General features: G+C 72.5%; 12 protein-coding genes. All 12 read left to right on the top strand.

Annotated elements, in window-relative coordinates:
* Positions 1–9: 9 nt before the first annotated feature.
* The 12 genes from hisS (at position 10) to ACFQLX_RS06220 (ending at position 12,919) form a co-directional block, all read left to right on the top strand.
* The gene (gene hisS, locus ACFQLX_RS06275) at positions 10–1,272 is read left to right on the top strand and encodes a histidine--tRNA ligase (RefSeq protein ID WP_386412941.1); all 1,263 of its coding nucleotides are present in this window, start codon (positions 10–12) and stop codon (positions 1,270–1,272) included.
* Positions 1,273–1,462: 190 nt separating this feature from the next.
* A complete protein-coding gene (locus ACFQLX_RS06270; RefSeq protein ID WP_386412938.1) occupies positions 1,463–2,098 on the top strand; it encodes a vitamin K epoxide reductase family protein in 636 nt (211 codons plus the stop codon).
* Positions 2,099–2,166: 68 nt separating this feature from the next.
* On the top strand, positions 2,167–3,531 hold the full coding sequence (locus ACFQLX_RS06265) for a replication-associated recombination protein A (protein WP_386412936.1): 1,365 nt from the start codon (positions 2,167–2,169) through the stop codon (positions 3,529–3,531).
* A 117-nt stretch (positions 3,532–3,648) separates the two neighbouring features.
* The gene (gene rpsD / locus ACFQLX_RS06260) at positions 3,649–4,260 is read left to right on the top strand and encodes a 30S ribosomal protein S4 (protein WP_386412934.1); all 612 of its coding nucleotides are present in this window, start codon (positions 3,649–3,651) and stop codon (positions 4,258–4,260) included.
* A 249-nt stretch (positions 4,261–4,509) separates the two neighbouring features.
* Positions 4,510–4,929: a DUF948 domain-containing protein gene (locus ACFQLX_RS06255; RefSeq protein ID WP_386412932.1), complete on the top strand. Its 420-nt coding sequence runs from the start codon at positions 4,510–4,512 to the stop codon at positions 4,927–4,929.
* A 6-nt stretch (positions 4,930–4,935) separates the two neighbouring features.
* The gene (locus ACFQLX_RS06250; RefSeq protein ID WP_386412930.1) at positions 4,936–5,322 is read left to right on the top strand and encodes a DUF6167 family protein; all 387 of its coding nucleotides are present in this window, start codon (positions 4,936–4,938) and stop codon (positions 5,320–5,322) included.
* On the top strand, positions 5,322–8,006 hold the full coding sequence (alaS, locus tag ACFQLX_RS06245; protein ID WP_386412928.1) for an alanine--tRNA ligase: 2,685 nt from the start codon (positions 5,322–5,324) through the stop codon (positions 8,004–8,006). Before ACFQLX_RS06250 ends, alaS begins: the two co-directional genes overlap by 1 nt.
* A 79-nt stretch (positions 8,007–8,085) precedes the next feature.
* Positions 8,086–8,550 carry a Holliday junction resolvase RuvX gene (gene ruvX / locus ACFQLX_RS06240; protein ID WP_386412926.1) on the top strand — a complete coding sequence of 155 codons (465 nt, stop codon included), beginning with the start codon at positions 8,086–8,088 and terminating at the stop codon, positions 8,548–8,550.
* Between the two features lie 367 nt (positions 8,551–8,917).
* Complete coding sequence (mltG, locus tag ACFQLX_RS06235; protein WP_386412924.1) at positions 8,918–10,270, top strand: endolytic transglycosylase MltG; 1,353 nt, start codon at positions 8,918–8,920, stop codon at positions 10,268–10,270.
* A complete protein-coding gene (locus tag ACFQLX_RS06230; RefSeq protein ID WP_386412921.1) occupies positions 10,267–11,094 on the top strand; it encodes a shikimate dehydrogenase in 828 nt (275 codons plus the stop codon). Before mltG ends, ACFQLX_RS06230 begins: the two co-directional genes overlap by 4 nt.
* A 116-nt stretch (positions 11,095–11,210) precedes the next feature.
* Positions 11,211–12,395: a chorismate synthase gene (aroC, locus tag ACFQLX_RS06225; RefSeq protein ID WP_386412919.1), complete on the top strand. Its 1,185-nt coding sequence runs from the start codon at positions 11,211–11,213 to the stop codon at positions 12,393–12,395.
* Positions 12,392–12,919 (top strand): shikimate kinase, encoded by a 528-nt coding sequence (locus tag ACFQLX_RS06220; RefSeq protein WP_386412917.1) that lies wholly within the window; start codon positions 12,392–12,394, stop codon positions 12,917–12,919. Before aroC ends, ACFQLX_RS06220 begins: the two co-directional genes overlap by 4 nt.
* Positions 12,920–12,924 lie beyond the last annotated feature (5 nt).

The raw sequence follows: 12,924 nt of genomic DNA, 5'->3' as shown, positions 1-12,924 counted from the left end.
ACTTCTTCCGTGAGTACCTTTCAGGCCCCCAAGGGCACGTACGACCTGATCCCGCCGGACTCCGCGCGCTTCCTGGCCGTGCGCGAGGCCATCGCGGCGCCGCTGCGCACCTCGGGCTACGGCTACATCGAGACGCCGGGCTTCGAGAACGTGGAGCTGTTCGCGCGCGGTGTGGGCGAGTCCACGGACATCGTGACCAAGGAGATGTTCACCCTCACCACCAAGGGCGGCAGCGAGCTGGCGCTGCGCCCCGAGGGCACCGCCTCCGTGCTGCGCTCCGCGCTGGAGCACAACCTGCACAAGCAGGGCAACCTGCCGGTCAAGCTCTGGTACTCGGGCTCGTACTACCGCTACGAGCGCCCGCAGAAGGGCCGTTACCGCCACTTCTCCCAGGTCGGCGCGGAGGCCATCGGGGCACAGGACCCGGCGCTGGACGCCGAGTTGGTCATCCTGGCCGACCAGGCGTACCGCTCGCTGGGGCTGCGCCGCTTCCGCATCCTGCTCAACAGCCTCGGCGACAAGGAGTGCCGCCCCGTCTACCGGGCCGCCCTGCAGGACTTCCTGCGCGGCCTGGACCTCGACGAGGAGACGCTGCGCCGCGCCGAGATCAACCCGCTGCGGGTGCTGGACGACAAGCGCCAGGACGTGCAGAAGCAGCTCACCGGGGCGCCGCTGCTGCGCGACTACCTGTGCGACGGCTGCAAGGCCTACCACGAGGAGGTGCGCGAGCTGCTCACGGCCGCCGGCGTGGCCTTCGAGGACGACCCGAGGCTGGTGCGCGGCCTGGACTACTACACGCGTACGACCTTCGAGTTCGTCCACGACGGACTGGGCTCCCAGTCGGCGGTGGGCGGCGGCGGCCGCTACGACGGGCTCTCCGAGATGATCGGCGGTCCCGCCCTGCCGTCCGTGGGCTGGGCCCTGGGCGTCGACCGCACGGTCCTCGCCCTTGAGGCGGAGGGCGTCGAGCTGGAGCTGCCGGCCGCGACCTCCGTCTTCGCCGTCCCCCTCGGCGAGGAGGCGCGCCGAGTCCTGTTCGCCACGGTCTCCGAGCTGCGCAGGGGCGGCGTCGCCGCTGACTTCGCGTACGGCGGGAAGGGCCTGAAGGCCGCGATGAAGGCCGCCAACCGCTCGGGGGCGCGCTACACCCTGGTGGCGGGCGAGCGCGACCTGGCGGAGGGCGTCGTCCAGCTCAAGGACATGGAGTCCGGCGAGCAGTCGCCGATCGCGCTCGACGCGGTGGTGGCGGAGCTGCGCGGCCGCCTCGGCTGAGCAAGCTGTGCGCGGATCTTTACGGGGAGTGAACGCCCGGTCGGGCAGAGTGGCCTCCACTCCGGGGCCTCCGCCCGCCCGGGCGCTCTGCGTTCCCGCCCCCCGGGCCACCGGGAGGTGGGGCACAATGGGCGCTGCCCGAGCCGGTCTTCGGCCGCGCGGCCACGACGACGATGGGATGAACGGCGCCATGACGACTGCGGCAGTCAACCGCTCCGGCACGGACGAGGGTTCGGGCGAGAAGTCCACTCTGATCGGCGCCGGCCGCCCCTTCGCCTGGCTGCTGATCATCTGCGGCGCGCTCGGCCTGGCGGCCTCCGCGGCCATCACGCACGACAAGACGGAGCTGCTGAAGAACCCGGACTACGAGCCGCCGTGCGGGATCAACCCCATCTTCTCCTGCAAGAACGTGATGGAGAGCTGGCAGTCGCACATCTTCGGCTTCTCCAACCCGTACATCGGCTGGGTCGCCTTCTCCATGCTGATCGTGATCGGCGTCTCGCTGCTCGCCGGCGGCCGCTTCGCCCGCTGGTGGTGGGTGGGCCTGTGGGCCGGAAGCCTCTTCGGCGTCCTCTTCTGCTTCTTCCTGCAGTACTCCTCGCTGTACGAGATCCACAACCTCTGCCTGTGGTGCATGGGCGCCTGGGCGGTCACGATCCTGGTGTTCTGGTACACCACCGTGCAGAACATCCGCACCGGCGTCTTCCGGGTGCCGGCGGGCGTGCGTGCCAACGTGCTGGAGTTCTCCTGGACCGTCCCGGTCCTGTGGTACGCGGCGATCGCCCTGCTGATCTACCTGAAGTGGGGCAACGCCGTCTTCGCCTGAGCACCGGGCGCCCGCCCGGGAGCGGGACGCGCGGGCCGCTGTCACAGGGGTGGCCTAAGGTCGCAGGCATGGAGCCCGACCTGTTCACAGCCGCCGCCGAGGAGCGCCAGGAGTCCAGCCCGGGGGCGAGCCCCCTGGCCGTGCGGATGCGCCCCAGGAGCCTGGACGAGGTGGTGGGCCAGCAGCATCTGCTCAAGCCCGGATCGCCGCTGCGCCGACTCGTCGAGACGGGGGAGCAGGGCCCGGCCGGCCCCGCCTCCGTGCTGCTGTGGGGTCCGCCCGGCACGGGCAAGACCACCCTGGCGTACGTGGTGAGCAAGGCCACCGACCGGCGCTTCGTGGAGCTCTCGGCGATCACCGCGGGGGTGAAGGAGGTCCGGGCCGTCATCGAGGGCGCCAAGCGCGCCGCCGGGGGGTACGGCAAGGAGACGGTCCTCTTCCTGGACGAGATCCACCGCTTCAGCAAGGCCCAGCAGGACTCCCTGCTCCCGGCGGTGGAGAACCGCTGGGTGACGCTGATCGCCGCCACCACCGAGAACCCCTACTTCTCGGTGATCTCCCCGCTGCTCTCCCGCTCGCTGCTGCTCACCCTGGAGCTGCTCACCGACGACGACATCCGCGGACTGCTGCGCCGCGCGCTGGCGCAGGAGCGGGGGCTGGCCGGCTCGCTCACGCTGCCCCCCGAGTCGGAGGACCACCTGGTGCGGATCGCGGGCGGCGACGCCCGGCGGGCGCTGACCGCGCTGGAGGCGGCGGCCGGCTCGGCCCTGTCCAAGCGGGAGGCGCAGATCGCCCTGGAGACGGTGGAGAGCGCGGTGAACCGCGCCGCGGTGGCCTACGACCGCGACGGCGACCAGCACTACGACGTCGCCAGCGCCTTCATCAAGTCCATCCGCGGCTCCGACGTCGACGCCGCGCTGCACTACCTGGCCCGCATGATCGAGGCGGGCGAGGACCCCCGCTTCATCGCCCGGCGGCTGATGATCGCCGCTAGCGAGGACATCGGCATGGCCGACTCCACGGCGCTGCAGACGGCCGTCGCCGCCGCCCAGGCGGTGGCGATGATCGGCTTCCCGGAGGCGCAGCTCACCCTCTCCCACGCCACCATCGCGCTCGCCCTGGCGCCGAAGTCGAACTCCGCGACGACGGCGATCCGCGAGGCGCTGGCCGACGTGCGGGCCGGGAAGGCGGGCCCCGTACCGCCGCACCTGCGCGACGGGCACTACAAGAGCGCGAAGAGGCTCGGGCACGCGCAGGGGTACGTCTACCCGCACAACGTGCCCGGCGCGGTCGCGGCCCAGCAGTACGCGCCGGACGCCGTGCACGGCCGCCGGTACTACGAGCCCACGCGCTACGGGGCGGAGGCGCGGTACGCAGAGGTGGCCGACCGGGTGCGCAGACGACTGGCGGGGGAGGGCGAGGAGGGGGAGTAACCTTGGTCACATCCGGAATGCCCGATTGCGCGCCCTCGTTGACCTGGATTGGCTCCTCACACGATCCGTCGCGTAAGGTAAGGCATACCTAATCTTTCATCGAAGGAACCGCACACTGTGAACCAGTCGCGCCCCAAGGTCCGCAAGTCGCGGGCGCTCGGCATCCCGCTCACCCCGAAGGCCGTCAAGTACTTCGAGGCCCGTCCCTACCCGCCCGGCATGCACGGCCGCGGCCGCAAGAGCACCAGTGACTACAAGGTGCGCCTGCTGGAGAAGCAGCGGCTGCGCGCCCAGTACGACATCAGCGAGCGCCAGCTCGTGCGCGCCTACGAGCGCGCGACCAAGGCCCAGGGCAAGACCGGCGAGGCGCTGATCGTCGAGCTGGAGCGGCGCCTGGACGCGCTCGTCCTGCGCTCCGGCGTGGCCCGTACCGTCTACCAGGCCCGCCAGATGGTCGTCCACGGCCACATCGAGGTCAACGGCCGCAAGGTCGACAAGCCCTCCTACCGGGTCCGCCCGGGCGACGTGGTGACGGTCCGCGAGCGCAGCCGCGAGAAGCACCCCTTCCAGGTGGCGCGCGAGGGCGGCTACGCCGGCGAGGGCGAGACGCCCAAGTACCTGGAGGTCAACCTCCCGGCGCTGGCCTTCCGCCTCGACCGCGACCCCAACCGCAAGGAGATCCCGGTGATCTGCGACGAGCAGCTCGTCGTGGAGTACTACGCCCGCTGACCGGTCGGCCGGAGGCGACGGGGCGCCGTCCGCCTTGGCCCGGGTGCCCGTACGGGGCGCGGCGGCCCGCTGTCCGGGCCGCCGCGCCCCGTAGGCGTTCCGGCGGAGCCGCCCTCCCGGGACCGGCCGGGACCGAGGGGTGGATGGATCGCACTGTCGGTGCGGCGCGATAGGGTTCGAAGCCATCGACGTGACGCAACGTAGCCGCGCCGTCCAGTGCAGCCGTCCAGTCCAAGGGAGTCGCCCATCGTGTCCGGTGTCGAGGTGGCCGGGATCCTCGTGGCCGTGTTCTGGGCGATCCTCGTATCGTTCCTCGCACTGGCCCTGGTCCGGCTCGCGCAGACCCTCCGCTCGGCGGGCACGCTGGTGGAGCGGATCACCGAGCAGGCCGTTCCGCTGCTGGCGGACGCCTCCGACACGGTGCGCTCCGCCCACACCCAGCTCGCCCGCGTCGACGCCATCGCCGCCGACGTCCAGGAGGTCACGGCGAACGCCTCCGCGCTCTCCACGACCGTCTCCTCCACCTTCGGCGGCCCGCTGGTGAAGGTCGCGGCCTTCGGCTACGGAGTGCGGCGCGCACTGGGCCGTCCCGGGCCCGGGGTGGTCGTCAGCAGGACCGTTCCCCCCGCCCGGCGCGGTGGTCGGGGCACCCGAGGCAGAAAGGGCTGAGTAGCATTGTTCCGCCGTACCTTCTGGTTCACGGCCGGAGCCGTCACCGGCGTCTGGGCCACCACCAAGGCACAGCGCTTCGTGCGCGGCCTCACTCCCGAGAGCCTGGCCGCCACCGCGGTCAACCGGGCCATCGACGCGGGGTTTCGCGCGAAGCTCTTCGCCGAGGACGTACGCGACGCGATGGCGGAGCGTGAGGCCCAGCTGAACGACGCGCTCGGCCTCGAGTCCGGACCCCGGCACGAACTGCCCGGGCAGCGGCTGAAGTCGCTGCCCGCGTCCGAGGCCGCGCCCAGGCGACGGCAGCGGCGCGCACCCGCGCGCGGGCTGCCCGCCGCAGGCGCTTCCCCGAACCGCCCCTACCGCACGTACGACCGGAAAGAGGACCTCTGATGGAGTCGGCTGAAATCCGCCGCCGCTGGCTGCGCTTCTTCGAGGAGCGCGGGCACACCGTCGTGCCGTCGGCCTCGCTGATCGCGGACGACCCGACTCTGCTGCTGGTCAACGCGGGCATGGTGCCGTTCAAGCCGTACTTCCTCGGCGAGACCAAGCCCCCGGCGCCGCGCGCCACTTCGGTGCAGAAGTGCGTCCGCACCCCGGACATCGAGGAGGTCGGCAAGACCACCCGGCACGGCACCTTCTTCCAGATGTGCGGCAACTTCTCCTTCGGGGACTACTTCAAGGAAGGCGCCATCACGTACGCCTGGGAGCTGCTCACCAGCTCCGTGGCGGACGGTGGCTACGGCCTGGACCCCGAGAAGCTCTGGATCACCGTCTACCTCGACGACGACGAGGCCGAGCGGATCTGGCGCGAGGTCATCGGCGTCCCGGCCGAGCGCATCCAGCGCCTGGGCAAGAAGGACAACTTCTGGTCCATGGGCGTCCCCGGCCCCTGCGGCCCCTGCTCCGAGATCAACTACGACCGCGGCCCCGAGTTCGGCGTCGAGGGCGGCCCCGCCGTCAACGACGAGCGGTACGTGGAGATCTGGAACCTGGTCTTCATGCAGTACGAGCGCGGCGCCGGCGAGGGCAAGGAGGACTTCCCCCTCCTGGGCGACCTCCCCTCCAAGAACATCGACACCGGCCTCGGACTCGAGCGCCTGGCGATGATCCTGCAGGGCGTGCGGAACATGTACGAGACCGACACCCTGCGCGTGGTCATGGACAAGGCCACCGAGCTGACCGGCGTGCGGTACGGCGCCGCCCAGGGCACGGACGTGTCCATGCGCGTGGTCGCCGACCACATCCGCACCTCCGTCATGCTGATCGGCGACGGCGTCACCCCGGGCAACGAGGGCCGGGGCTACGTGCTGCGCCGCATCATGCGCCGCGCCATCCGCAACATGCGCCTCATGGGCGCCACCGGTCCGGTCGTCCAGGAGCTCGTCGACGTCGTGATCGACACGATGGGGCAGCAGTACCCGGAGCTGATCACCGACCGCAAGCGCATCGAGACCGTCGCGCTCGCCGAGGAGGCCGCCTTCCTCAAGGCCCTCAAGGGCGGGACGAACATCCTCGACACCGCCGTGAGCGAGACCAGGGCCGCCGGCGGCACGGTCCTCTCCGGCGACAAGGCGTTCCTGCTCCACGACACCTGGGGCTTCCCCATCGACCTCACCCTGGAGATGGCCGCCGAGCAGGGCCTCTCCGTGGACGAGGGCGCCTTCCGCCGCCTGATGCAGGAGCAGCGCGACCGCGCCAAGGCCGACGCCAGGGCCAAGAAGACCGGGCACGCGGACATGTCCGCCTACCGGGAGATCGCGGACGGCTCCGGCGCCACCGAGTTCACCGGCTACACCGCCACCGAGGGCGAGTCGTCGATCGTCGGCCTGCTGGTCGACGGCGTCCCCGCGCCCGCCGCCTCCGAGGGCGACGAGGTCGAGGTCATCCTCGACCGCACCCCCTTCTACGCCGAGGGCGGCGGCCAGCTCGCCGACCACGGCCGCATCCGGCTGGACTCCGGCGCCGTGATCGAGGTGCGCGACGTCCAGCAGCCCGTCCCCGGCGTGTTCGTGCACAAGGGCTCGGTCCAGGTCGGCGAGGTCACCCTCGGTGCCTTTGCCCACGCGGCGATCGACACCCGCCGCCGCCGGGCCATCGCCCGCGCCCACTCCGCCACCCACCTCACCCACCAGGCGCTGCGCGACGCGCTGGGCCCGACGGCGGCGCAGGCCGGCTCGGAGAACTCCCCGGGCCGCTTCCGCTTCGACTTCGGCTCGCCCAACGCCGTCCCCGGCACGGTCCTCACGGACGTCGAGCAGAAGATCAACGACGTCCTCTCGCGGGAACTCGACGTCACCGCCGAGGTGATGGGCATCGACGAGGCCCGCAAGCAGGGCGCCATCGCCGAGTTCGGCGAGAAGTACGGCGAGCGGGTCCGCGTGGTGACCATCGGCGACTTCTCCAAGGAGCTGTGCGGCGGCACCCACGTGGGCAACACCGCCCAACTGGGCCTGGTCAAGCTGCTCGGCGAGTCCTCCATCGGCTCCGGCGTGCGCCGCATCGAGGCGCTCGTCGGCGTGGACGCGTACAACTTCCTCGCCCGGGAGCACACGGTCGTCGCCCAGCTCACCGAGCTGCTCAAGGGCCGCCCCGAGGAGCTGCCCGAGCGCGTCTCCGGCATGCTCGGCAAGCTCCGCGACGCCGAGAAGGAGATCGAGCGCTTCCGTGCCGAGAAGGTCCTGCAGGCCGCCGGCGGCCTCGCCGAGGGCGCCAAGGACCTGCGCGGCGTGGCCTTCGTCGCGGCCCGGGTGCCGGACGGCACCGCCGCCGACGACCTGCGCAAGCTGGTCCTCGACGTGCGGGGGCGGCTCGGTCAGACAGCGGGGCAGGGCGGCCGGGCGGCCGTGGTGGCGCTCTTCGCGGTGGCGGGAGGCCGTCCGCTGACGGTCATCGCCACCAACGACGCCGCCCGCGAGCGCGGTCTGAAGGCCGGCGACCTGGTGCGTACGGCCGCCAAGACCCTCGGTGGCGGTGGCGGCGGCAAGCCCGACATCGCCCAGGGTGGCGGCCAGGACCCGGAGGCGGTGGGCGAGGCCATCGCCGCCGTCGAGCGCCTGGTGGCCGAGACCGCATGACGCCGCCGGCAGTCCTCGTCCCGCCCGTCCAACCCGCCCGTCCCGCCCGGTTGTCGCGGTACGGGCGGGGGAGGGGCTGATGCGCCGGGGGCGGCGTATCGCCGTCGACGTGGGCGACGCCCGGATCGGGGTCGCGTCCTGCGACCCCGACGGGGTGCTCGCCACCCCGGTGGAGACGGTGCCGGGCCGGGACCTCCCGGCCGCGCACCGTCGGCTGTCGGCGATCGTCGCGGAGTACGAGCCGCTGGAGGTCGTCGTCGGGCTGCCGCGCTCCCTGAGCGGCAAGGAGGGCCCCGCCGCGGTCAAAGTCCGGGCGTTCGCCCAGGAGTTGGCCCGCCACATCAGCCCGGTCCCGGTGCGTCTGGTGGACGAGCGGATGAGTACGGTGACTGCTGCGCAGGGTCTGCGCGCCTCGGGGGTCACCGTGAAGAAGGGCCGCTCGGTCGTCGATCAGGCGGCGGCGGTCGTCATCCTTCAGAGTGCACTTGAGGCCGAACGGGCGTCCGGGCAAGAGCCCGGAGAGAGCGTCGAAGTCGTCATCTGATCGCGATACGGTAACGTTCCGCGCGAACATGGCAGCTGTCATATAAACGCACCGACAGCCAATCGGCTCTAGGGGATCGATGACTGAGTATGGCCGGGGCGCAGGCTCCGAACCGTGGTACCCGGGTGACCCGCTCTCCGGTAATGCCGGACAGCAGGGCACATGGGGAGCCCAGGGCTCCTACGGAGGCGGCCATCAGGGTCAGCAGCCGGGATACCCCCAGCAGGGCGGCGGACAGCCGGGCCCGGGCGGGTGGCACACCGGACCGCAGCCCCAGTACCCGGCCCAGCATCCACCCCAGTACCCGGCTCCGGGCCACACGGGCCAGCAGCCGGCGTACAACCCCTCCTGGGACACCACCGGCGGGATGCCGGCCGTCGATCCCTACGGGCAGCCCGCGCAGCCGGGCTCCCCGGTCCCCCCCGACTACTACGCCACCCCCGAGGCGTACCCGCCGCCCGGCGCCCCGCGCCGCGGCCCCGGCGGCGCCCGCCGGGAGCGGCCCGGCTCCTGGGACGAGGGACTGCCCCCGGAGCGCGACCACTCCTTCTTCTCCGAGGAGGACGAGGAGGCGCCGCCCGGCCGGGGCCGGGGCGGGCGGGGCGACGACGGGGAGCGCGACAGCGAGCGGGAGTCCAAGAGGCGCAACGGCTGCGCCTGCCTGGTGGTGGCGCTGGTGCTGGTCGGCGGGGGCGGCGCGGCGGCGTACTACGGCTACGAGTTCGTGAAGGACCGGTTCTTCGCCAGCGCCGCCGACTACACCGGCGAGGGCAGCGGCGAGGTGAGCGTCGAGATCCCGCAGGGTGCCACGATCGGGCAGATCGGCAACCTCCTGAAGGACAACGGCGTGGTGCAGAGCGTCGACGCCTTCATCCAGGCCGCCAACGAGAACAGCAAGTCGGGCACCATCCAGGCCGGCACTTACACGCTCCACAAGAAGATGTCCGCCAAGAGCGCCATCGACATGATGCTCGACCCCAGGACCCGCAACGCCCTCACCTTCCCCGAGGGCAGCACCGCGCGCGAGGTCTACCAGAAGATCGACGACAAGCTGGGCCTGAAGCACGGCACCACGAAGAAGGCCGGCCAGGAGCACTACGCCGAGCTGGGACTGCCCAAGTGGGCCAAGCGCGGCGGCGACGTCAAGGACCCGCTGGAGGGCTTCCTCTTCCCCGCCACCTACAACGCCGGCAAGGGCGCCGAGCCCGAGGCCATCCTCAAGCAGATGGTCACGCGGGCCAACGCCGAGTTCAAGCGGGCGGGCCTGGAGGAGAACGCCGCCAGGCTGGGCCTGAGCAGCCCCTGGCAGGTCCTCACCGTCGCCAGCCTCGTGGAGGCGGAGGGCAACAACGAGGCGGACTACCGCAAGATCACCCGTGTTGTCCTCAACCGCATGAAGAAGGACAACACGGAGACGTACGGCCTGCTGGACTTCGACTCGACCTACAACTACATCAAGCAGCAGAGCACCCTGGACGTGCCGCCGCCCTCCGAGATGCGCAAGCTGCAGGACCCGTACAACACGTACTACGTCAAGGGCCTGCCCGCCGGCCCCATCGACAACCCGGGCGCCAAGGCGATCGAGGCCACGCACGACCCGGCTGACGGCCCGTGGAACTACTTCGTCTCGCTGAACGACAAGACGCTCTTCGCCACCACCAACGAGGAGCACGAGAAGAACGTCGAACTCTACGAGCAGGAGAGGGCCAAGGAGCAGTGAGCGCCCCGGCCCGCCGGCGCGCGGCGGTCCTCGGATCGCCGATCGCGCACTCCCTCTCACCGGTCCTGCACCGCGCCGCCTACGCGGAGTTGGGGCTGGACGGGCGCTCCTACGACCGCTTCGAGGTCGACGAGGCCGCCCTGCCCGGCTTCCTCGCCGGCCTGGAACCGGGGGAGTGGGCCGGCCTCTCGCTCACCATGCCGCTGAAGCGGGCCGTCATCGCGCTGCTGGACGGGATCAGCCCCACCGCGGCCTCGGTGGAGGCCGTCAACACCGTGCTCTTCACCGACGACGGACGGCGCACCGGCGACAACACCGACATCCCCGGGATGCTCGCCGCCCTGCGCGAGCGCGGTGTCGAGAAGGCCGAGGAGGCGGCGATCCTCGGCGCGGGCGCCACCGCCTCCTCCGCACTGGCCGCCCTGGCGCGGCTCGGCGCCGGCGAGGCCACCGTGTACGTACGCAGCGAGGCGCGCGGCGACGAGATGCGGCAGTGGGGCGAGCGCCTGGGCATCCGGGTGCGCACCGCCCCCTGGTCGCAGGCCGCGCGGGCGCTGACCGCGCCGCTGGTCGTCGCCACCACCCCGGCCGGCGCGACGGACGCGCTCGCCGCCGAGGTACCGCCGGGCGCCGGGGCGCTCTTCGACGTGCTCTACGACCCCTGGCCGACGGCACTGGCCGCCGCCTGGACGGGACCGGTCATCGGCGGCCTGGACCTGCTCGTCCACCAGGCCGTGCTCCAGGTCGAGTCGATGACGGGCGTCCCCCGCGCCCCGCTGGCGGCGATGCGGGCGGCGGGCGAGGCGGCGCTGCACGCGCGCTGAGCGCACCGCGTCCACGCCTCGACCGTACGGGCCCACATCGTGGACCTCCGCGAGGAGGCACCCCCGGGGCGTGGGAGGATCGGGGCTGCACGCGCAAACCGTACAAGGGAGCACCGTTGACCAGGCTGCGCTGGCTCACCGCCGGTGAATCGCACGGACCCGCCCTCGTCGCGACGCTTGAGGGCCTGCCGGCCGGTGTGCCGGTGACCACGGACCTCGTCGCCGACCATCTGGCCCGGCGCCGGCTGGGCTACGGGCGCGGGGCCCGGATGAAGTTCGAGCGCGACGAGGTCACCTTCCTGGGCGGGGTGCGGCACGGGCTGACCATCGGCTCGCCGGTGGCGGTCATGGTCGGCAACACCGAGTGGCCCAAGTGGGAGAAGGTCATGTCGGCCGACCCCGTGGACCCGGCCGAGCTGGCGCAGCTGGCCCGCAACGCGCCGCTCACCCGCCCCCGCCCCGGCCACGCGGACCTGGCCGGCATGCAGAAGTACGGCTTCGACGAGGCCCGCCCCGTCCTGGAGCGCGCCTCCGCCCGCGAGACCGCCGCCCGGGTGGCGCTGGGCGCGGTGGCCCGCTCCTTCCTGAAGGAGGCCGCCGGCATCGAGATCGTCTCCCACGTGGTGGAGCTGGGCGCCGCGAAGGCCCCCTACGGCGTCGTGCCGACGCCCGCGGACGTGGAGCGCCTCGATGCCGACCCCGTGCGCTGCCTGGACGCCGATGCCGCGAAGGCGATGGTCGCCGAGATCGACCAGGCCCACAAGGACGGCGACACCCTGGGCGGTGTGGTCGAGGTCCTCGCCTACGGCGTCCCCGTGGGCCTGGGCTCGCACGTGCACTGGGACCGGCGCCTAGACGCCCGCCTGGCCGGCGCGCTGATGGGCATCCAGGCGATCAAGGGTGTCGAGGTCGGCGACGGCTTCGGCCTGGCCCGCGTCCCCGGCTCGCAGGCGCACGACGAGATCGTCCCCACCCCCGAGGGCGTGCGCCGCTCCTCCGGCCGCTCCGGCGGTACGGAGGGCGGGCTGAGCACCGGCGAACTCCTGCGCGTACGGGCCGCGATGAAGCCCATCGCCACCGTGCCGCGCGCCCTGGCCACCATCGACGTCACCACCGGCGAGGCCGCCGCCGCCCACCACCAGCGCTCGGACGTCTGCGCCGTGCCGGCCGCCGGCATCGTGGCCGAGGCGATGGTGGCGCTGGTCCTCGCGGACGCGGTCTGCGAGAAGTTCGGCGGCGACTCCGTGGCCGAGACGGCGCGCAACGTCCGCTCGTACCTGGAAAACCTGGCGATCCGGTGAGCGGCCCCGTCGCCGTCCTCGTCGGGCCGCCCGGCGCCGGCAAGTCGACCGTGGCGCAGCTCCTCGCCGAGCGCCTCGGCACCACCGTCCGCGACACCGACGCCGACGTCGAGCGCCGCGCGGGCAAGACCGTCGCCGACCTCTTCTACGACGAGGGCGAGCCGCACTTCCGCGCGCTGGAGCGCACCGCCGTGCGCGAGGCGCTCGCCGAGCACGACGGAGTGCTGTCCCTCGGCGGCGGAGCCGTCCTGGCGGACGAGACGCGTGCGCTGCTGGCCGGGCGCCCCGTGGTCTTCCTCGACGTGCCGCTCGCCGACGCGGTCAAGCGCGTCGGCCTGGACGCCCCCCGGCCGCTGCTCATCGTCAACCCCCGCCAGCAGTGGCGCGAGTTGATGGAGCGCCGCCGGCCCCTGTACACGGAAGTCGCCCGCGCCGTGGTGGACACCGGCGGGCAGCGCCCCGAAGCCGTCGCACAGGCGGTGCTCCAGGCACTCGGCCTGGCCGGGGCGAGCGCACAGCAGTGAGGTGG

This window comes from Streptomyces polyrhachis, from assembly GCF_042663125.1.
GTDB lineage: Bacteria > Actinomycetota > Actinomycetes > Streptomycetales > Streptomycetaceae > Streptomyces > Streptomyces polyrhachii.
This window is presented reverse-complemented; position numbering and strand designations above follow the sequence as displayed.

Bases quoted from the DNA above. Each gene is read 5' to 3' on its own strand.
- mltG (WP_386412924.1), top strand. From the start codon at position 8,918: ATGCCGGCCGTCGATCCCTACGGGCAGCCCGCGCAGCCGGGCTCCCCG.
- ACFQLX_RS06265 (WP_386412936.1), top strand. From the start codon at position 2,167: ATGGAGCCCGACCTGTTCACAGCCGCCGCCGAGGAGCGCCAGGAGTCC.
- ruvX (WP_386412926.1), top strand. From the start codon at position 8,086: ATGCGCCGGGGGCGGCGTATCGCCGTCGACGTGGGCGACGCCCGGATC.
- ACFQLX_RS06270 (WP_386412938.1), top strand. From the start codon at position 1,463: ATGACGACTGCGGCAGTCAACCGCTCCGGCACGGACGAGGGTTCGGGC.
- alaS (WP_386412928.1), top strand. From the start codon at position 5,322: ATGGAGTCGGCTGAAATCCGCCGCCGCTGGCTGCGCTTCTTCGAGGAG.